Below are 20927 nucleotides of genomic sequence, written 5' to 3'. Positions count from 1 at the left end.
ACCAGGTCCGTCATCCGTTCACTTCACTTTCCGGTTGGTAAAATTGCGGCGCGTAGGTCTTTACCATCTCACTGCTCTGCCCCCAGGTATGGCAACTATTGAGCATGAGCTTAGCTCCGGTTTCCAGAACATCCTCTTTGCTCACAGGCCATAGAGTCTGTACGGCGGTGGTCGCTACCACTGGCAACAGCTCATTCATATGGGTACAGCCTAAAACGCCACCCAACTTCTCTTTTACCTGCCTTAGCCACCCAGGACCAATACGGGTACCTTCTAACTTACGAAAGGCATCCGCAATTCTGGGGCACATGCGAAAGGGGCTGCTGTCGATACAGGCTTCCACTTCATAAATTAAGAACCGGCGATCCATAGTTACCCGGATGCTCATATCATGGTAGTTTTCACCTGCAGAGACATAACCGTCCCGCTCAAGGTTATCGATATCATAGGCTTTGATATCGGTCATTCTTGCTTCAATATCCCATAGCTGATCATCACGTTCGAAGCCATTACACATCACATTACGATTATGATGCTTTTTACGACGAACGGGTTTTGAGAGCGGCATAAGCAATGTTCTCGCTATTCAGGCAGCATCAGATTTAGTTTCAGGTGTTCTCAGCATTCGACGCAGAACTTTGCCTACATTGGATTTGGGCAGTTCCTGTGCAAACTTAACCTGTTTAGGGACCTTGTAGCGGCTCAGCTTATCCTTACACCATCCGCGCACTTCTTCTGCGGTAAGAGATGGATTACTGGATACAACAAAGACTTTCACTACTTCTCCCGATATATCATCAGGTACACCAATGGCGGCACACTCAACGATATCCGGGTGCAGGGTCAGAGTATCTTCAACTTCGTTTGGATAAACATTGAAGCCGGATACCAGAATCATATCTTTGGCACGATCCACAATGCGGATATAGCCTTCATCATCCCGGGTCGCGATATCACCAGTAATGAAGTAACCATCATCTGTGAATGCGGAGCTGGTTTCGCGTTCACGTTGCCAGTAACCACGCATTACCTGCGGCCCTTTGACGCAAAGTTCACCCGCTTCACCATTTGGCACATCCTCGCCATCTGTGCCAATCAGACGCAGATCGGTATGTACCATTGGTTTACCAATAGTGCCCAAATGAGTCTGGTTTGGATCGTTGAAGCATACGGCTGGAGAAGTTTCGGTCAGACCGTATCCTTCAATGATTTCGCAGCCGGTTTTTTCTTTCCACAAAGCTGCGGTTGATGGATTCAGGGCCATGCCACCGGATGCGGTGAATTTAAGGCTGCTGAAATCCAGATTTGGAAAATCCTCGTTATTGCAGAGTGCAACAAACAAAGTGTTCAAGCCCACAAAGGTACTCATATTCCACTTGCCCATCTCCTTAACAAAACCCGGAATATCACGCGGATTTGGAATAAGTACGCTGTGACCACCCAACAGGGAGACCACCTGGGCAACCGTAAAGGCATAGATATGATAAAGAGGCAGCGGTGAAATAACGGTTTCAGCCCAGTTCACACCCGGCACGACCAAACGCTCTTCAGCTTGCAGCATATTGGAAATCAGGTTTGCATGAGTGAGTACCGCACCCTTGGACACGCCAGTTGTACCCCCGGTGTACTGCAACACGGCAACATCCGCCGTTTTTACCTCAACTGCTTCGGGTGATTCACCCACATACTGCATTAAAGCCTTACGCAGTGGCACGGCCTGAGGAAGGTTGTAATCCGGCTCCATTTTCTTGAGATATTTAACGGCTGCATTAAGCAGATTACGCTTAATGAAATCATGCAGGTCTCCCACCTGCGTCACGATCAGATGTTCAATGGCGGTGTTCTGCAATATTTTTTCTGCTTTGTGCGCCATGCTTTTGTGAATGATCAGCGCCTTGGCACCGGAATCACAAAACTGATGTTCCATCTCATTGGAGGTATAAAGCGGGTTGGTATTCACAACCACCAGCCCCGCTTTGAGAATGCCAAACAGCACAATAGGGTATTGAATCAGGTTGGGTAGCTGGATAGCGACGCGGTCACCGGGCTGAAGACTGGTTTCTTTTTGTAGATAGACTGCAAACGCATCCGATAACTCATCCAGCTCCTGGTAATCGATGGTACGTCCAAAGCTGGTGAATGCAGGGCGCGCTGCATATTTTTCGACACTGTACCGCAGGACATCGGGTACGGTCTGAAAGCCATATGAATTTATATCAGCCGGAATAGTATCCGCCGCAGGTAGCTGCTGCACCATCGTGGGCTCCTCAATAGTTATTCTTATAGAGAACCTGAAGGTTCAAATTTATTTGTTGTAATAAATTTTAGGCTACAGGGAAAATCGCAGCCAGTTTAGTTGCCAGCATAATATCGCCATCTGCCTGGATACGGCCACTCATAAACGCCTGCATGCCGTCAGTTTCTCCTGACATCACCTCTTCAAGTGTTTCAGTGTCCATTCGCAGGGTAACGGTCGCATCATCATTACTACCTTCTGTCACTTCGCAACTGCCGTCCTGTACAGTTACAAACCATTCACCACCGTCACTGATTTCATACTGGAACACTGCATCTGTGCCCGCTGCAGCATCTGCATTAAAGCGACTTTTCATTTCGGTAAAGATTGAATTCATATCAGCCATTTGTGTACTCCCGGAACTGTTTTTATTTTTAAGTTGATAACGTTTGGCGTTCAGTTTGAGCAGGCCGCGCAACATTGTGCGGCCTACTGGGTTGTTCAGAACTCTTTTCATACTGCCGCCCTAAAACGCAAACTTCTCTTGATCCAGTGCCATCAGGTTATCTGAGCCTGACTGCATAGTTACCACCAGAGAACGTGTGCGCGGCAGGATGCGTTCGAAGTAGAATTTAGCGGTTGCCAGTTTGGCTTCGTAGAACGCCTGATCACCCTCGCCTGCAGCCAGTTTTTCCTGAGCCACTTTTACCATTCGAGCCCAGAAATAACCCAGTACCACATAGCCGGAGTACATAAGGTAATCCACCGAAGCAGCTCCCACTTCATCTCGGTTCTGCATTGCTTTCATACCGATCTGCATAGTGAGTTCACCCCACTCTTTGTTCAGTTCAACCAGAGGTTTGATGAACGCCTGCAGTTCAGTGTTATCTGATTCAGCCTGACAGAACTTGTGTACGATTTTGGTAAAGCCTTTCAGAGACTCACCCTGAGACATCAGCACTTTGCGACCCAACAGGTCCAGCGCCTGAATCTGTGTGGTGCCCTCATACAACATTGATATGCGGCTATCACGTACGTTTTGCTCCATACCCCATTCGGAGATAAAGCCGTGACCACCAAAGACCTGCAAACCGTGGTTAGCGGATTCGAAACCCACTTCAGTCAGGAAGGCTTTGGCAATTGGTGTCAGGAATGCGAGCAGCGCATCTGCTTTCTCTTTTTCCTCACCTTCTGTCAGCTTCACCTGGTCTACGAGCTGTGCACAGTAATAGATTAATGCCCGACCACCCTCTGCAAAGGCTTTCTGGGTCAGCAACATCTTACGCACTTCAGGGTGAACAATGATTGGATCGGCAGGTTTATCCGGGCTTGCAGGACCATTCAATGAACGCATCTGCAAACGGTCTTTTGCGTAGACCAGAGAGTTCTGGAAACCCCATTCGGCATGAGCCAGGCCCTGCAATGCGGTACCCAGACGTGCAGTATTCATAAAGGTGAACATACAGTTCAGACCTTTGTTTGGCGGACCAATCAGATAACCTGTTGCATCATCAAAGTTCATGACACAGGTTGCGTTACCGTGAATGCCCATCTTGTGTTCAAGCGAACCGCAGGACACACCGTTGTTCTCACCCAGAGACTGTGGAAGATGTTTAGGCACAATAAACAGGGATATACCTTTAGTGCCTTCAGGTGCATCCGGAAGACGTGCCAGTACGATATGCACAATGTTGTCTGCCATATCGTGATCACCGGCCGAGATGAAGATTTTGGTGCCGCTTAGTTTGTAGCTGCCATCTTCCTGAGGCTCTGCTTTAGTTCGTAGCATACCCAGATCGGTACCACAGTGAGGCTCAGTCAGGCACATCGTGCCGGTCCACTCACCAGACACCAGTTTGGTCAGATAAGTTTCTTTCTGCTCATCGGTGCCGTGAGCATCCAGCGTATTCATCGCACCATGACTCAGACCCGGATACATACTCCAGGACCAGTTGGCTGTACCCACCATTTCGTTGATGATGATACCGATGGATTCAGGCAAGCCCTGACCACCCCACTCCTCTTCATGAGCCAGCGATGGCCAACCACCTTCAACAAACTGCTGATAGGCATCTTTAAATCCTTCTGGAGTCGTTACTGCACCATCACTCCACTGGCAGCCCTGCTGGTCACCAATCTGATTCAATGGTGAAAGAACACGCTCCGCGAATTTAGCACCCTCTTCCATGATCGCAGACACCATATCCGGAGTCGCATCTTCGCACCCAGGCAGGCTCTGATAGTGCTGCTCTGCATTCAATACTTCGTTCAGCACAAAATCCATGTCACGAAGTGGCGCTTTATATTCTGGCATTACATCATCCTCATCATTCTTGTTATGACTACCAGTTCTTAGAGGGTAATACTGATAGTTCCGCTGAACCTTTTTACTGGTCCAACTAAGCTTTATTGGTTTTATTAAGCTTGGTTCAAAGGGCATGATCCGCCAATGACAAAACCCACCAGTTTTACTGACAAAAGATTTCAGAAACCATTAAAGCCAAGAATTACGAGGGATTGAGGGGCTGTTTACTTACATAAACAGCCAAAGAAAATGACAATTTCAATCAGAAGATGTTTTTACCCGGGAGGAGCTATTCGCCAGTCCTATGACAAACTGCCCAACAAGTGACGGCATAGGAGCAAATCGATAAGAGCAAAAAAAAAAACAACCAACGGCAGAAGCGTCTGGTTATATAACTGCTCGATCAGGGAACCAAAAACAACCGATAACAGCATAGAAACCACACCAACAAAGCTGGAAGCAAAATGAAAAAGCTCCACTAGCTTAGGGAAATGGGATGGACTCCCCCAATCCCGGCATCTTGTGCCACATTGAAGGTGAGATAATCAATCGAATAGCAGGAGTCCACCATGAAAAGTATACGTATCGGTTTCGATTTGGCCAAAAACGTCTTTGAAGTTTTTGCTGTCGATCACCAAGAAAAGCCTGTTGTACGGAAAACGATCAAGCGCGCCAAGGTATTAGAGTTTTTCGCTCAACAGGAGCCCTGTATTGTGGGCATGGAAAGTTGCGGAGGGGCACACTACTGGGCCAGAGAGCTTCAGAAGCTCGGACATGAAGTTCGCATGATGGCACCCCAGTTTGTAGCGCCGTATCGTAAAAGTGATAAGAACGATCGCAATGATGCTGAGGCGATCTGTGAAGCGGCTACCTTCATCTTCCCATCAGAGTTATAGGGTGCCTTGGCATAAAGGGAAAATCCCCTTTTCATTCTTTCCCAATGCTTTTCACTGACTAATAGCTTCTCCGGGTCATGTTCTAATGATTGATAAAACATCCAAACAAACTTTAGATAACGTTCAGCCCCTAGAAAACGAATTGCATACCAACTAGAACTATAAAGCTCACCCGTAACCGAATTTACACTGCATGATGAAGAATATTCTTCAATTTCTCCTGCCGTTAACGGCTTAAGCTTCCTAAGTTCCTCTTTAAAATTCAATGAACGCTCATCATAGAAGCGATAGAGGTGTTGAATCGCTCGCTGATCCGTTCTAACAGTATTAACCCGCTTTCCTGATTGGAACCTCTGCAAAGTATAAGAAGCCGCTAGCGGATCAACAAGACCGCCTACCATCACAATTGGTAAGGTGATACCACCTAGTTTTTCAAATCTAACATCCTCAATTTTGATCTCTGCCATCTAATGAAACACCCTGTTTATTAAACGATTCGATTAAGACAGCTTAGTATAAAATTAAGAAATTATTTGAAACGATCGGTTTATGAACGAATATTTTTACTTCGATTGAAGAATGAAACACTTCAATTTAGAACAAGAAAGGCAAGAAACAAAAAAGGCTCCTATGAACAGGAGCCTTTGGAAATCTATCAACAGCTATTGAAACAGTTTCTTATTTATTCACGGCATCTTTCAGAGCCTTACCTGGCTTGAAAGATGGAAGAGTTGCTGCAGAGATCTGGATTGGCTGACCAGTCTGTGGGTTACGACCCGTACGAGCAGCACGCTCTTTAACACCGAAAGTACCAAAACCAACTAGTGCAACTGAGTCGCCTTTAGCTAGTGCGCCAGTGATTGCTTCTAGAGCGGCGTCTAGAGCGCGGCCAGCAGCTGCTTTTGGAAGATCTGCAGATGCAGCAATAGAATCGATAAGTTCTGATTTGTTCACGTTGTGCCCCTTAATAGAGAGTATGTTTTGTTTGTTTTGTGTTATGAAATAACCGTAAACACTTTATACCAACTGTTTAAAACCAGTGTCAACATTAAAAACCCAGAAAATACGGTGTTTTCAGCGAGTTTCATAAAATTGACACTTAAGTCTAGTGTGCCGTTCTTGACCCCGTAGTTAATTTTTTACCTTTAGTCTCATTGGTTAGCTCTTCAATTTCGGCATCATCCAATGGAACAGGCTGCTCTACTAATGCAACTTCCAACACCTGATCAATCCATTTAACCGGCTTAATCTCTAAATCTGCCTTAATATTATCTGGAATCTCTTTCAGATCTCGGCGATTCTCTTCTGGAATCAGCACTGTTTTAATACCACCGCGGTGCGCAGCAAGTAGCTTCTCTTTGAGACCACCGATAGGAAGAACCTGACCTCGTAGAGTAATCTCACCCGTCATGGCCACATCTGAGCGAACAGGAATCCCTGTCAACGCTGAAACAAGAGTCGTACACATACCGATACCGGCACTGGGACCATCTTTTGGTGTTGCGCCTTCAGGAACGTGGATATGAATATCCTGTTTTTCATGGAAGTTGGGTGCGATGCCTAGAGACTGAGCGCGATTCCGAACGACCGTCAAAGCGGCTTGGATCGACTCTTTCATGACATCGCCTAATGAGCCTGTCAAAACCTGACGGCCTTTACCTGGAACTACTGCACTCTCAATGGTCAGAATATCACCACCGACTTGCGTCCAAGCCAACCCTGTTACTTGACCCACCTGATGCTCATCTTCTGCACGGCCAAAGTTAAACTTCTGAACCCCAAGGTAGTGCTCAAGGTTATCACTGTTCACAAGAACGGATTTAGCGGTTGATTCACCGAGCGCAATCTCTTTAACGACTTTACGAGCGACTTTAGCCACTTCTCGTTCAAGGCCACGCACACCCGCTTCACGGGTGTAGTATCGAATCATATCGATGATCGCTGAATCATCAATCTCCAACTCTTTCACCTTAAGGCCATTCTGTTTGATCTGTTTAGGGATCAAATAGCGACGTGCGATGTTCAGCTTTTCATCCTCTGTGTAACCCGGGATGCGAATAATCTCCATACGATCCAACAATGGACCCGGAATGTTCATCGAGTTAGAGGTACAGACAAACAACACTTCAGAGAGATCATAATCCACCTCTAGGTAGTGATCATTGAAGGTGCTGTTCTGCTCAGGGTCCAGCACTTCTAGTAGAGCAGATGCAGGGTCGCCACGCTGATCCATACCCATCTTATCGATCTCATCAAGAAGGAATAGCGGGTTTTTAACACCGACTTTGGCCATCTTCTGAACTAGCTTACCTGGCATAGAGCCAATGTAGGTTCGACGGTGACCACGAATCTCGGCTTCATCTCGCACACCACCCAGCGCCATACGGATGTATTCACGATTGGTCGCTCGGGCGATAGAACGCCCTAAAGAGGTTTTACCGACGCCAGGAGGTCCGACTAAACAGAGAATTGGACCACGCAGCTGACGTACACGCTTCTGTACCGCTAGGTACTCAAGAATACGCTCTTTGACCTCATCCAAGCCAAAGTGATCTTTATCCAATACTGCTGAAGCACGCTTCATATCCAGACGAACTTTAGAGCGTTTGCTCCAAGGAATCTGTAGCATCCAATCGATGTAGCCACGAACAACGGTCGCCTCAGCGCTCATTGGTGACATCATTTTTAGCTTATTGAACTCAGCTTTAGTTTTATCCAACGCTTCTTGCGGCATACCCGCTTCATCAATGCGTTTTTCTAGCTCGTCGAGCTCTCCACCGCCATTCTCATCCAGATCACCCAGCTCCTTCTGAATCGCTTTCATCTGCTCATTCAGATAGTACTCGCGCTGACTCTTCTCCATCTGTTTCTTCACACGACCGCGAATGCGCTTTTCAACCTCGACTAGATCAATTTCAGACTCCATTAGTGACATCAAATGCTCTAAGCGAGCTTTCGCATCCAGCATTTCGAGAATGGACTGTTTTTGATCAAGCTTAAGCGACATATGAGCCGCGATCGTATCGGCCAAACGACTTGGCTCATCGATGTTATTCAACGAGGTCATGACCTCATTGGGGATCTTTTTGTTAACTTGGATGTACTTCTCGAACTGTTCCAGCGTCGAACGCTTGTAGAGCTCAGCCTCAGACTGGGCAACCTCCTCCTCTTCAAGCACTTGAAGGTGAGCCGCATAGTGCTCCGCCTCTTCAAAGAAGTCACTAATAGAAGCTCGATACTCACCTTCAACTAACACTTTTACAGTGCCGTCGGGAAGCTTAAGCATTTGCAGTATGGTCGCGACCGTGCCTGTATGAAAAAGATGATCCATCTTAGGCTCATCTTCAGAGGCACTGCGTTGTGCAACTAACAGAATCTGTTTGTCACGCTGCATCGCCTCTTCCAAAGCTTGGATCGACTTTTCGCGCCCAACAAACAGAGGGATGACCATGTGAGGGTATACAACTACGTCTCGAAGCGGGAGAACCGGTAGTTCAATTTGAACACTGCTCTGATTATTTTCCATGATGCATACCTCTATAGTGAATCTTTTACCGATCTATAAACTGACTATAAGTCATTTATGGGGATCCGTTACGAAAATGCAAGCAAGGGAGCCTACGAACAAGTCCATAATTTCTCAGCGCGATCTGAAACATTCAGATACGAGGCGGATTGAGCAATTAATGGCCGTCGTCCTTAATAAGCGATCCAACGCTGTAGATGGATGTTTCACGTCGCGCCCTACGGGGCTTACAATCAAACCCATCCTCTTCGTTGTGCTTTCTCGACTTAGCCCGCTAGGCCTTCGAAAACACGCCTTGATGCTGAATTTGATTGTAAGCCTGAGATGTCATGGACTTATTCGTAAGCTCCCTAGAACAGCCCACAAATTGAAAAACGCCTCTAATGAGGCGCTTTGGGTGTCTAGTTAACAATCTCACGTTATTTATAGTAAGCCTGTTCACGCTGGCTGTGATCTGTGACATCTCGAACTCCGACCAGACCAGGTACTTTTTCAATTAAAGTCGCCTCAACACCGTCTTTTAGGGTCATATCAACGGCACTACAACCCTGACAACCACCACCGAAACGAAGGATAGCGACAAGTCCAGCCTCCTCTTCAGAGACCTCTTCGAGCTTAACTTCGCCACCGTGTGAAGCTAGACCGGGATTAACCTCTGAGTAGAGAATGTAGTTAATCTGCTCTTCGATTGGGCTGTCGGCAGACACCTTAGGCACTTTGGCATTCGGCGCTTTAATCGTTAACTGACCGCCCATACGATCAGTAGCATAGTCAATAAACGCTTCATCAAGGTAGGGAATGCTGTTCTTCTCAATGTAGAAGCGAACCTGTTCAAGCTGCATCACCTCGTCCTCATCATTGACCTCATCAGGACGGCAGTAAGCTAGACAAGTTTCCGCATAGGTTGTGCCCGGTTGTGTCACAAACAGACGGACCGCAATGCCTTCAACGTTCTGCTTCTCTAGAAGCTCGGCAAGGTAACCTTGTGCACCTTCTGTCACTTCAATATTTAACATCAAAACTCTCCAGTAGTCGTACCGATAATGCGCTATAGGATAGCGAGTTATTAATTCCGAGTAAAACACTCAATTATTTAAACGTAACGATTTTCTCTCTCACTTGTTACAATTTGCTCATCCACCGGAGAGCACTCATGCTAGAGCACAGTCTGTTTACATCTTTCTTTCTTATTTTTACCGGCGCAGCGGTGCTAGCATCTGTAGCACTGTTTACACGCCAGCCCTTGCTTGTTGCTTATATTGTGCTTGGGGCACTGCTCGGACCTTACGGTCTTGAACTGGTCTCCGATACTAATCTACTCAGCGATATCGCTCATATCGGCATTATCTTTCTGCTGTTCTTACTGGGTTTGGATATGCAGCCTGCCCATCTGATCCATATGCTCAAGAAGGCAACACTGGTGGCGATTGCCAGTTCGGCACTGTTCTTAGGCTTAGGTTTTAGCGTGGGTAGCCTGTTTGGATTCAGTCAGGCTGAGTCAGTTATCATCGGTGCTGCAGTGATGTTCTCCAGCACGATCATAGGGATTAAGCTGCTACCCACGACCGTCCTACACCACAAACACACCGGAGAACTGGTCGTCGGTCTTCTACTGTTGCAGGACGTGATCGCCATTATTGTACTGTTGATACTCAACTCGGGAGGTGACAGCGATCCGATGAGCAGTTTCGTCAAATCGGCCATCGCACTACCGGCATTGGGTATTTTTGCATGGGCAGGCGTTCGCTATGTCATTTTGCCCTTACTGATGAAGTTTGACCGTTTTCATGAATACATTTTCTTAGTGGCGATTGGCTGGTGTCTTGGCATGGCAGAGGCGGCAAAACTGGGTGGCCTATCGGCGGAAATGGGTGCCTTTATCGCGGGCATTGCTCTGGCAACCAGCCCAATTTCGCAATACATCGCAACCAATCTAAAACCGTTGCGCGATTTTTTCCTAATTCTATTTTTCTTCTCAGTCGGCGCCAGCTTCAATTTAAATCTAATTGGATTAATCATAGTACCTGCGCTGATCTTAACCATCGCCGTTCTGCTGCTAAAACCGGTTGTTTTCCGACTTCTTTTAGGCCGTATCTCCGAATCTCCATCGACGGGTTGGGAGATAGGCTTTCGTTTGGGACAAATCTCTGAGTTTTCGCTACTGATCGCCTATCTCGCTTTTGCAGGTGGTTTAATTGGCACTGAGGCGTCCCACGTTATTCAGGCCACCGCTATTTTAAGCTTTCTGTTATCGACCTACATCGTCATCTTTAACTACCCATCACCAATCGCGGTTAAAGATTCGCTTAGAAAAGATTAATGGGCCAAAAAACCCACATTTAAGAGTATTAAGTTACCATGCGCAGACGCACCGTTAGATATGGCGGCCCTAAAAAGGCCCCTGCAAAAGCCACTCACCCCCTACCAGAGAGTATTCAGATTGAATCTCTCTCTTTGGAAGGTCGCGGAGTCGCAAGAGTCGACGGCAAGGCACTGTTTATCCAGGGAGCACTGCCGGGTGAAACGGTCAGTGCTACCTTAACTAAAGCAGGTAAGCGCTTTGATGAGGCGGTTGTAACTGAGATTCAAACGAGTTCAGATGCCCGCATCCAACCTAGCTGTGAATATGCTGGTGAGTGCGGTGGCTGTGATCTTCAGCATTTAGACCCTGAGCGTGCAGTAGAATTGAAGCGTGATCAGATACTCAGCACACTCAAGCGTCAATCCAATCTTGAGCCACAGATCACTGAGCCCCCTATCGTCTCGGAACAAAAACTCAACTACCGCCGCTCCGCTCGTGTCGGTATTAATCAACGTGAAAGTGGTGATTTAATCATCGGTTTTAGACGTTCTGAATCTAATAAGCTTATTGATATACCTAGCTGTCCCGTCCTGACCGATCGGTGTAACCGTTTTTTAGGCGCACTGCGCGAACGCCTGGATGGACTGGATAAACTTAAGACATTAACGCATCTCTCTTTGAGCGATGGCGACAACTTACTGGCGGTTGAGATACGTGCTAAAAAGCGCCCATCAGACGAGATTATGGGTGCCCTAACCTCACTAGCCGTCACTGAGGGCATCAACTTACGAGTGAGTTTTAATGATCAAACCCTGACTCTGAATAGCATTGAAGAGCCGGAGTTCATCAATAGACAGCGTGATATCCGTTATCAGTTTGATACCAATGACTTTATACAGGTGAATGCTTCTGTCAACGAAGCTCTCATTGAGTGCGCAATTGAGTGGCTAAAGCCTAAGCAAGAGGATCGTCTTCTCGATCTTTTCTCAGGGCTCGGTAACTTTAGCCTACCTTTAGCAAAACTGACCAAAGAGGTGGTGGCAGTTGAGGGCGTTTCAGCTATGGTCGAACGCTCACAAGCCAATGCAGCACTCAATGTGATCGACAACTTAACATCCATCAAATCAGATCTTAGCAACGTCAATACAGAGACAGCTTGGTTGAATAGCCCGTACGATCTTATTCTTCTTGATCCGCCAAGAAGTGGTGCGGCTGACCTGATTCCTCACCTGCAAAATCTTGGAGCAAGAGCCATCCTCTACATCGCATGTGACCCAATGTCGCTGGTGCGCGACAGTAAAACACTGTCTGATATTGGCTTTTCAATGACGCGATTCACAGTCGCTGATATGTTCCCGCAGACTCATCACGTCGAATCAATTGCACTGTTTGAGCCGACACCATGATCCAGTGTCACTATGAAGATCAGGATATGCTGATCTTAGAAAAACCGGCTGAAATGCTCTCTGTCCCCGGACGAGGAGAGGATAAGCAAGACTGCTTATGGAGTCGTGCCGTTGAACAGTGGCCTGATGCGTTGATCGTGCATCGTCTCGACTGTTCAACGTCAGGGCTGATGGTGCTTGCTCGCTCAAAAATGACTCATCGCGAGCTCAGCATACAGTTTCAAAATCGTATTCCATTCAAACGATACGCCGCCCTAGTCAGCGGCGAAATGAGTCAAGCTGATGGCTGGGTTGAACAACCCCTTCGTTGTGACTGGGATCGCCGTCCCCTTCAGATCATTGATCACGAACAGGGAAAGCATGCGCTCACCTTCTACCGTAACCGAGGCCTGGAGCTAATCAATGGGCACACAGCCACTCGATTATCACTCTACCCGATTACTGGGCGTTCCCATCAGCTTAGAGTCCACTGCCAATACCTGGGTCAGCCAATATTAGGCGACAACCTATATGCTGAAGGGGAAGCGTTGACCTGTTCAGATAGACTGATGCTCCACGCTGACCTACTTGAGCTTCACCACCCTATTTCTGGAGAACGCCTGAGCTTTTCATCCCCCGCTCCCTTCTAAAGACAAAAAAGCCGGCATATTAAGCCGGCTTCTTGATGCGTTTTGATTGGAATTAAAAAGTAATTCCAAGACGGCGACCCACCTCTTCATAGGCTTCGATGACACCACCCAGCCCCTGACGGAAGCGGTCTTTATCCATCTTTTCACGGGTCTCTTTATCCCACAGACGACAGCCATCTGGAGAGAACTCATCACCTAATAACACTTCACCATTGAAGACGCCAAACTCAAGTTTGTAATCCACCAGTAACATACCAGCATCATCAAACATCTTCTTCAACACATCGTTAACTTTGAAGGTCAGTTCTTTTGCTGTGGCTAGATGAGCAGGCTCAGCCCAACCAAAGGTCTCAACAAGAGACTCATTGACCATCGGGTCACCCAACGCGTCGTTCTTAAGAAATAGTTCAAAGGTCGGCGGATTCAGCTCCAGCCCCTCTTCGACGCCGATACGGCGACAAAGCGAACCCGCTGAGATATTACGAACAACACACTCAACAGGCATCATGTCGAGTCGTTTTACCACAGATTCGTTATCAGACTGCAGCTCAACGAAATGAGTAGGTATACCCGCATTCGCAAGAGCCGTCATAATAAAAGCGTTGAACTTATTATTGACCATACCTTTACGATCAAGCTGTTCCATCTTTTTGCCATCAAACGCCGAGGTATCGTCTCTGAACTCCATGATCATTAGATCTGGGTTATCAGTCGTAAATACCGATTTCGCTTTACCGGCATATAGCTCTTCACGCTTTTCCATTCAAAACTCCAAAGCAGCTGCATCTATTGCAACTTATAATCAAAGAGGCAGATTATCCTTAATCAACCATAGAAGCTGTTCAGCACCACCCGCGTCAGCAGGCTTACCTTTATCATCATTGACCGTCAACAAAACACCAGTACGAGCACGATTGAAGCTCAACTGAAAACGTTTAATCAACTCAAGTTCACCAGTCGCATCGTTTAGGCGCTTCTGGTTATCTTGCCCAAAGACATAAACGACTCGACCGCCCATCCAAACTTTAAAGCCTTCCATTGCCTGAAGCTCTTCCTGAGTTGCTTGCGCACCAGCGACAATCGCATTGGGGTCTGAACTATAAACCACATCAGAGGGCTGCTCATCAGTTGCTTTGCCTGACAGCAGTTCGGTGTCCAGAGTGATAGGGCCCATCTCGTTGGAACGGAGCCACTCCAAGAAACCTTTAGGTTTCTCTTCTGCTACAGTCTGTTTAAAGGTTAGATAGATGATACCCTCGTCTCGATCGCGAGTACCTACGTCGACGCCGGCACTATCAAGAGCTTTATTCACAAGTTCCCAAGCCTGATCACCACTGGTTTTAACATTCAACAAGGGACGGTTACGTGAGTCACGCCCCATAGTCGCCGTTAAACGGTCGGCAGTTTGGAACTGAGATAGAGTAGGCGCGGTAGAAGCAACATCCCCCTTACCCAGGTAGTTCAACATAGCAAACATGATCTCATTAGAGTACGCCAACTCAGTCGCATCACTGCTCCAATCAAGTTCACTCTTATCAGCACTCAATGCAATCTGAGCATGCTCCATGCTGATGGCTGTTCTCTCGGTGTTATCAGGGTCAGGACGCAAACGCACTCGCAGTTTGTTGAGTGAGGGCTCATTTGCTTCAGAGTTAAACTTAACGGTATTCAATAGACGCTGAAAGTAGTTAAGATCCTCGCCTGCAACCTCTATCCACTCAGATTCCATCACGCCCGTTTTTGGGTCTGCAATGGCCAGGTTGATGTTGGCATCCTGCCAGAATGGCTTTAGTTCAACCCACACCTGGTCAATCGGCTCATCGACCAGAATGACACGCTCACCTTCAAGTGGTCGAATCGATGCACGATCATTGCCATCAACGGCAAAAAAGAACTCTGGGCGAGGCGCTTCTGGAACCAGTTCGTTTGATACGACTTCTGATTCATTTATCTCAGGAACCTGAAGTAGATCTTCAGTGCTCTTGGCATTGATACCCTCAGGGATGACAAGACGTTTACCCGGCTGTGCAAGAGCGTACTCTTGACCGCGATCACGGATAACACCCTTCTCGCCGTATATCGGGTTCGACTTGATTGCATCCTGCATCGTACAACCCGATACAACCAACGTTCCACACAGCATCCAAAAGCGAGCGTTCATAGTAGGGACCTTAAATCAAACCTGTCTGTTTCAGCGCAGCAACAACCGTTGGGCGATTCTCTTCAGATAGCGGCGTCAAAGGCAGACGAATCCCCTGACCAATCAAACCCATCTCATACATGGCCCATTTCACTGGAATAGGGTTGGATTCAACAAATAGATCTTTATGCAGCGGCATCAGCTTCTGCTGTAGTGCTCGAGCTTCGTCGAACTTTTTATCCAAGCCGAGCTGGCATAACTCGGCCATCGCCTTAGGCGCTGCGTTAGCGGTAACAGAGATATTCCCGTGACCGCCAGCAAGAATGAGCTCGATCGCGGTGGCATCATCGCCTGAGTAGATTGCGAAGTCGGCTGGTGCGTTATCGATCAGGTATTGAGCACGCTCGATATCACCGGTCGCCTCTTTGATTCCGACGATATTTTTCACCTCAGCCAGACGAAGCGTTGTCTCTGGCAACATATCACAGGCCGTACGACCGGGAACATTGTAGAGAATCTGAGGGATATCAACGGCTTCAGCAACCGCTTTGTAGTGTTGGTAGAGACCTTCTTGAGTCGGTTTGTTGTAGTAAGGGGTCACCAAAAGACAGGCATCAGCACCCGCATTTTTGGCACCGCGAGTCATCTCAATCGCTTCACGAGTAGAGTTAGCGCCTGTACCGGCAATGACCGGCATTTTGCCTTTACAACGCTCAACAACGCGAGCCACCACCTCTAGGTGCTCATCATAATCCAGTGTCGCAGACTCTCCAGAGGTACCCACAGCAACAATTGAGGCTGTACACTGTTCGATGTGCATATCGACAATGCGATCTAAAGCCTGCCAATCAATATCACCGTTATCGTGCATCGGCGTTACCAGCGCAACGAGGCTGCCAAGAATCATATATTTCACCTTATTATGGCTCGGTTGCTGATCTCTAAGGCGTTATCCTTTTAATGATCAGCAAGAATACTATTTAGCCAACCATTTTAAACGATTTCCGGGTAACATTCGTAGAGGCACAGTAACTTTTTATTGCATTACTAGGAGATAAAGATGGTTGAAGTCGGTCAAACAGCTCCGGACTTTGAAGCAAAGGACCAGAATGGAGAGACAATCACGCTAAGTCAGTACAAGGGTAAAAAGGTTGTTCTCTACTTCTACCCTCGTGACAACACGCCTGGCTGTACCGCTCAAGCTTGCGACCTGCGAGATAATATTGAGCGATTGGCGGACAATGGCTATCAAGTGATCGGTGTGAGCACAGATTCAGAGGCCAAGCATCGTAACTTCATCGAAAAGTATGATCTTCCCTTTCCACTTATTGCCGATACTGACAATGCCGTTCATGAACTCTACGGAACCTGGCAGCTAAAAAAGAATTACGGCAAAGAGTACATGGGTACGGTCAGAACCACCTTCATCATCGATGAGCAGGGCAAGGTTTCTGATGTAATTGCCAAAGTCAAAACCAAAGAGCACACCGCTCAGATATTGGGCGACTGATCGATACGATAAGGGGTGCCTCAGCACCCCTTCTTTTTAAAATTGACGATCCAACTTACCCTGCATCAGATGGGGGCAGTTCATCCGCTGTAGGCCAAGCTGAAACGATCGACTTAACCAGAGTCGCCAACGGGATAGCAAAGAACACACCCCAGAACCCCCATAGCGTTCCAAACACCAATACAGCGACAATGATAGAGACCGGGTGCAAATTAACCGCTTCGGAAAAGAGCAAGGGTACAATCACGTTACCATCGATCGCCTGAATGATCGTATAGGCAAGCATTAGGTAGAGAAACTGATCGCTCCAGCCCCATTGAAAGAAGGCAATCAGCGCCACTGGGACAGTCACCACCGCAGCACCGATATAAGGAATCAACACCGACAGACCAACCAACAAACCAAGTAGCGCAGCATAGTTGATACCCAGCAGTGCAAAAGAGATAAAGGTAGCGACACCAACGATTAAAATTTCAATCGCCTTACCGCGGATATAGTTAGCCAACTGAGAGTCCATCTCGTTCCAGACCTGATCCATCATCTCCCGCTTCTTAGGCAGAAATGCAGTCCAACCAGCGATCAAACGATCACCGTCCAACAGGAAGAAGAGCACCAGAATAGGCACCAAAACGAAGTAGATCAGCGCGGTTAACACACCCGTTAGAGAGCTTAACGAGAAGCTAAGTAGCCACTGCCCTAACTGACTCAGCTCAGCGGCAGCGGTGCCGATAAGGTTGCGAATCTGTTCAGCAGAGACCAATTCAGGGTAGTTCTGAGGGAGCAGCATCAATACCTGCTGCAGCTTGGTCACCATGCCGGGCAGCTCATTGAACAGGTTCACCAACTGCGTCCAAACAGCAGGGAGAATGAACAGGAACATTGCTACAACAAAACCGGTAAAGGCGATAAACATCGTTGCAACGGCACTTTTGTGACCCAAGCCAATGCTTTTCAATCGATTGACACCGCCCTGCATCATGAAAGCAAGAATGAGCCCTGCAAAGACCGGAATCAGCGCACCACCTAAGTGCCAAATCACCAAACCAGAGACAAACAGCAGTAAAAACAGCAACAGTGCCTCCTCATTTGAGAAGTAACGTTGTACCCATTTACTAAAAATCTTTTGCATCGCTCAATTAACCTCTGCGAAGAAGGTGAATATAGGTTTGGTTGTTCTCTGTCGTAGAGATCAACTCATGATTCGACAGATCAGCATAAGCTTTAAAGTCACGTACAGAACCCGCATCCGTCGCAATCAACTCAAGGACCTGCCCCACTTCAAGGGTGTTCAGCGCCTGCTTGGCTTTCAATAACGGCAGCGGACAAGCTAAACCGGTCGCGTCGACTCTTTTATCAATGTGAATCTCTGTCATACTAAAGTCAGTGTAAAAAGCGAATCTATCGGCGCAATGTAACTGATATACAGAACAAAGGCTATGCTACCTCTGATGCGAACCCCTTTAATCATTCTACTATCCAGCCTTATCTGCTTTAACGTGCAAGGCTCAGAGAACCTGCCCTCCCTAGCAGGCAGCACCAACTCGAGCTATCAGCTTGAGCAAGAACGAGCACTTGGCCAGGCCTGGATGCGCATGATGAAAGCCCAAGCCCAGCTTCTGGACGATCCGATTGTCGAGAGCTATCTCAAGGATCGACTGTGGTACCTATCACCCTTTTCTGAGCTACAAGATAAGCGGTTAGATCTCCTGGTCATCGACCAACAGGAGGTTAATGCCTTTGCCGCACCGGGTGGCATCATTGGTATCAATGCGGGTCTGCTGCTAGCAACAGAGACAGAAGATCAATTAATGTCGGTGATCGCTCACGAGCTTGCCCACTTAAGTCAGCGTCACTTTGCACAACAACAGGCGGCCAGCGAGAAGCGACAACCACTAGTATTAGCTGGCATCGTCGGCAGTATTTTACTCTCTAGCATCAACCCCAACGCAGGAGCGGCCGCACTTCAAGGCACTATTGGAGCTTCAGAAAATGCAAGACTTAGCTTCAGTAGACAAAATGAGCTTGATGCAGACCAAGCAGGCATGCGCACGCTGGTTGCCGCAGGGTATGACCCTCAAGCTATGCCACAGATGTTTGCACAGCTAGCGCAAGCCAATCGTTTTTCGGGCAGCGCTGTACCCGAGTTTTTACGAACCCATCCAGTGACTGAATCGCGAATCGCTGATTCCACTAACCGTGCCATGAATTTACCGAGCGCTAGTACAGAGCATCGTGACCACCAAAACTTTATGATTGCCAAAGCGAGAGCGGCCGTTAAGTATGGCGCTGAAAATCAGTTATTCAACAACTCAGAATTAGATGAGTCAGCCAAGCATTTTACTCACTACTTAAAAGCGCTCTCTGTGAATAACAACGAGGAAGCGCAAAACCACTGGGAGGCACTCTCCAAAAGCTGGCAACAACACCCTTGGGTCCAACTCAGTCGTTTAACTGAACTCTCTCTCAGTGGGCAACCAACCGAGCCGTTAATGGAAGAGCTGATGGATCTATACCCTAATGACTTTGCCGTGCAAGCGACACTGGCCAAGAGTTATAGAGAACAGGGGAATGTATTACAAGCGATCAGCCTTTACAGGAAACTGCTTAGAGATCACCCCAACAATACACTGTTTCTCTACCATCTCGCCGAGCTATATGGCTTGATCAATGATATAGAGCAGCTTCACCGTACCCGAATTGAGTTCTTTTTTCAGCGAGCTGAGTTTGATCTAGCGCTCAGACAGGTAGAGTTTGCCCGCAGGGATGCTAGAAACAATAGAGTTCAACTGGGTTGGCTCGAACAGAGGGAGAGAGAGATTCGAGCAGACCAACTGAGGTTTGATGAACTGTTTAAATAAAGGTTGATGTGAGCAACAGGGAGAGTCACTCACTCAATTAGAGATTAGCGGGCTTGAAAGCTCAACATTCTCTCAAGTGGGCGAAGCGCACGTTGACGAAGCTCTGGATCGACAAAGACCTCTTCACGGCCATGACGCAGTCCATCCAAAATATTTTCAAGGCCGTTCATTGCCATCCAGGGACAGTGTGCGCAACTTCGACAGGTTGCACCAGAACCTCCGGTGGGTGCTTCAATAAAGGTTTTGCCTGGAGCAGCCTGCTGCATCTTAAAGAAGATGCCTCGATCGGTTGCTACAATGAACCTATCGTTTGGTAGATCATGAGCCGCTTTGATTAACTGACTGGTAGAGCCCACTGCATCGGCAAGCTCGACAACAGAAGCGGGCGATTCTGGGTGAACAAGCACCGCAGCGTCTGGGTAGACCGCTTTAAGATCTAACAACCCTTTCGCTTTAAACTCTTCATGGACAATACAAGAGCCATCCCACAACAGCATCTCTGCGCCCGTTTGATTCTCGATGTAACTACCCAGGTGCTTATCAGGGCCCCAGATGATCTTTTTATCCTGATCAACCAGATGTTCAACGACTTGCAGTGCGATACTCGATGTCACCACCCAGTCCGCTCTGGCCTTCACCTCGGCAGAGGTATTGGCATAAACAACCACTTCATGATCAGGATGTGCATCACAAAACGCACTAAAGTCTTCGATAGGACAACCGATATCAAGTGAACAGGTTGCTTCCAAAGTAGGCATCAAGATGCGCTTATCTGGGCTAAGAATCTTAGACGTCTCACCCATAAATTTTACACCAGCGACCACAAGAGTAGATGCCGAGTGATTAGCACCAAAACGCGCCATCTCAAGCGAATCAGCAACACAACCACCGGTCTTCTCTGCCAGTGCTTGAACCAGAGGATCAGTGTAATAGTGAGCGACCAAGCATGCATCGCGCTCTTTCAGTTCAACCGCTATCTGCTCTTCAAGATCAGCGACTTGAGCAGGCGTAAGATCACTGGGCAGATGCTCTTGAGCAAAATGCTCTTGCACCATAATACGTTGATCAAGATCTGCTTTTGTTTGCATACCAACCTCAAAAAGTGACGTATAAAGCAAC

The 20927-nt window shown here is 47.6% G+C and carries 18 protein-coding genes and 1 pseudogene; 6 read left to right on the top strand and 13 right to left on the bottom strand.

Going from position 1 to position 20927, the window contains the following annotated elements:
• Nucleotides 1-10 precede the first annotated feature (10 nt).
• The 4 genes from XMG48_RS02385 to XMG48_RS02370 form a co-directional block, all read right to left on the bottom strand.
• Nucleotides 11-568 (bottom strand): DUF2889 domain-containing protein, encoded by a 558-nt coding sequence (locus tag XMG48_RS02385; RefSeq protein WP_173480455.1) that lies wholly within the window; start codon nucleotides 566-568, stop codon nucleotides 11-13.
• A gap of 18 nt (nucleotides 569-586) precedes the next feature.
• On the bottom strand, nucleotides 587-2257 hold the full coding sequence (locus XMG48_RS02380; protein WP_173480454.1) for an AMP-binding protein: 1671 nt from the start codon (nucleotides 2255-2257) through the stop codon (nucleotides 587-589).
• A 67-nt stretch (nucleotides 2258-2324) separates the two neighbouring features.
• A complete protein-coding gene (locus XMG48_RS02375; RefSeq protein ID WP_173480453.1) occupies nucleotides 2325-2642 on the bottom strand; it encodes an SCP2 sterol-binding domain-containing protein in 318 nt (105 codons plus the stop codon).
• Between the two features lie 120 nt (nucleotides 2643-2762).
• Nucleotides 2763-4550: an acyl-CoA dehydrogenase C-terminal domain-containing protein gene (locus tag XMG48_RS02370; protein WP_173480452.1), complete on the bottom strand. Its 1788-nt coding sequence runs from the start codon at nucleotides 4548-4550 to the stop codon at nucleotides 2763-2765.
• Nucleotides 4551-5110: 560 nt separating this feature from the next.
• Between XMG48_RS02370 and XMG48_RS02365 the strand changes: the two are divergent.
• A pseudogene (locus XMG48_RS02365) lies at nucleotides 5111-5413 on the top strand (transposase); the annotation flags it as partial.
• 702 nt (nucleotides 5414-6115) lie between these two features.
• On the opposite strand, the gene XMG48_RS02360 reads toward XMG48_RS02365, so the two are convergent.
• From XMG48_RS02360 to nfuA, 3 genes are all read right to left on the bottom strand, one after another.
• Nucleotides 6116-6391 (bottom strand): HU family DNA-binding protein, encoded by a 276-nt coding sequence (locus XMG48_RS02360; protein ID WP_173480450.1) that lies wholly within the window; start codon nucleotides 6389-6391, stop codon nucleotides 6116-6118.
• Nucleotides 6392-6542: 151 nt separating this feature from the next.
• Nucleotides 6543-8963: an endopeptidase La gene (lon, locus tag XMG48_RS02355; protein ID WP_173480449.1), complete on the bottom strand. Its 2421-nt coding sequence runs from the start codon at nucleotides 8961-8963 to the stop codon at nucleotides 6543-6545.
• A 419-nt stretch (nucleotides 8964-9382) separates the two neighbouring features.
• Nucleotides 9383-9979: a Fe-S biogenesis protein NfuA gene (gene nfuA, locus XMG48_RS02350; RefSeq protein ID WP_173480448.1), complete on the bottom strand. Its 597-nt coding sequence runs from the start codon at nucleotides 9977-9979 to the stop codon at nucleotides 9383-9385.
• Nucleotides 9980-10116: 137 nt separating this feature from the next.
• On the opposite strand from nfuA, the gene XMG48_RS02345 reads away from it, so the two are divergent.
• Genes XMG48_RS02345 through XMG48_RS02335 form a run of 3 tightly spaced genes read left to right on the top strand, consistent with a single transcriptional unit; the run spans nucleotide 10117 to nucleotide 13300 of the window.
• Nucleotides 10117-11283 (top strand): cation:proton antiporter, encoded by a 1167-nt coding sequence (locus XMG48_RS02345; RefSeq protein WP_173480447.1) that lies wholly within the window; start codon nucleotides 10117-10119, stop codon nucleotides 11281-11283.
• 38 nt (nucleotides 11284-11321) lie between these two features.
• On the top strand, nucleotides 11322-12671 hold the full coding sequence (gene rlmD / locus XMG48_RS02340; RefSeq protein WP_173480446.1) for a 23S rRNA (uracil(1939)-C(5))-methyltransferase RlmD: 1350 nt from the start codon (nucleotides 11322-11324) through the stop codon (nucleotides 12669-12671).
• Complete coding sequence (locus tag XMG48_RS02335) at nucleotides 12668-13300, top strand: RluA family pseudouridine synthase (RefSeq protein ID WP_173480445.1); 633 nt, start codon at nucleotides 12668-12670, stop codon at nucleotides 13298-13300. Before rlmD ends, XMG48_RS02335 begins: the two co-directional genes overlap by 4 nt.
• A gap of 52 nt (nucleotides 13301-13352) precedes the next feature.
• Here the strand turns inward: XMG48_RS02335 and purC are convergent, their stop codons facing one another.
• Genes purC through dapA form a run of 3 tightly spaced genes read right to left on the bottom strand, consistent with a single transcriptional unit; the run spans nucleotide 13353 to nucleotide 16347 of the window.
• Entirely contained in the window at nucleotides 13353-14063 is a 711-nt protein-coding gene (purC, locus tag XMG48_RS02330; protein ID WP_173480444.1) for a phosphoribosylaminoimidazolesuccinocarboxamide synthase, read from the bottom strand.
• A gap of 39 nt (nucleotides 14064-14102) precedes the next feature.
• Nucleotides 14103-15461 (bottom strand): outer membrane protein assembly factor BamC, encoded by a 1359-nt coding sequence (gene bamC, locus XMG48_RS02325; RefSeq protein ID WP_173480443.1) that lies wholly within the window; start codon nucleotides 15459-15461, stop codon nucleotides 14103-14105.
• A gap of 10 nt (nucleotides 15462-15471) precedes the next feature.
• Nucleotides 15472-16347: a 4-hydroxy-tetrahydrodipicolinate synthase gene (gene dapA / locus XMG48_RS02320; RefSeq protein WP_173480442.1), complete on the bottom strand. Its 876-nt coding sequence runs from the start codon at nucleotides 16345-16347 to the stop codon at nucleotides 15472-15474.
• Nucleotides 16348-16500: 153 nt separating this feature from the next.
• Here dapA and bcp point away from each other — a divergent pair, with 153 nt between their 5' ends.
• Nucleotides 16501-16950: a thioredoxin-dependent thiol peroxidase gene (gene bcp, locus XMG48_RS02315; protein ID WP_173480441.1), complete on the top strand. Its 450-nt coding sequence runs from the start codon at nucleotides 16501-16503 to the stop codon at nucleotides 16948-16950.
• Between the two features lie 55 nt (nucleotides 16951-17005).
• Here the strand turns inward: bcp and XMG48_RS02310 are convergent, their stop codons facing one another.
• Nucleotides 17006-18079 carry an AI-2E family transporter gene (locus XMG48_RS02310; protein ID WP_173480440.1) on the bottom strand — a complete coding sequence of 358 codons (1074 nt, stop codon included), beginning with the start codon at nucleotides 18077-18079 and terminating at the stop codon, nucleotides 17006-17008.
• A 7-nt stretch (nucleotides 18080-18086) separates the two neighbouring features.
• Complete coding sequence (locus XMG48_RS02305; RefSeq protein WP_173480439.1) at nucleotides 18087-18323, bottom strand: sulfurtransferase TusA family protein; 237 nt, start codon at nucleotides 18321-18323, stop codon at nucleotides 18087-18089.
• A 75-nt stretch (nucleotides 18324-18398) separates the two neighbouring features.
• Here XMG48_RS02305 and XMG48_RS02300 point away from each other — a divergent pair, with 75 nt between their 5' ends.
• Nucleotides 18399-19808 (top strand): M48 family metalloprotease, encoded by a 1410-nt coding sequence (locus XMG48_RS02300; protein ID WP_173480438.1) that lies wholly within the window; start codon nucleotides 18399-18401, stop codon nucleotides 19806-19808.
• Between the two features lie 44 nt (nucleotides 19809-19852).
• Here the strand turns inward: XMG48_RS02300 and nadA are convergent, their stop codons facing one another.
• Nucleotides 19853-20896, bottom strand: a complete 1044-nt coding sequence (gene nadA / locus XMG48_RS02295) for a quinolinate synthase NadA (RefSeq protein WP_173480437.1) — start codon at nucleotides 20894-20896, stop codon at nucleotides 19853-19855.
• Between the last annotated feature and the right edge of the window lie 31 nt (nucleotides 20897-20927).

The sequence above is a fragment of the Marinobacterium sp. xm-g-48 genome, assembly GCF_013282925.1.
Classification (GTDB): domain Bacteria; phylum Pseudomonadota; class Gammaproteobacteria; order Pseudomonadales; family Balneatricaceae; genus Marinobacterium_E.
The sequence above is the reverse complement of the archived record's forward strand: the minus strand, read 5'-3'. Positions and strand labels throughout refer to the sequence as shown.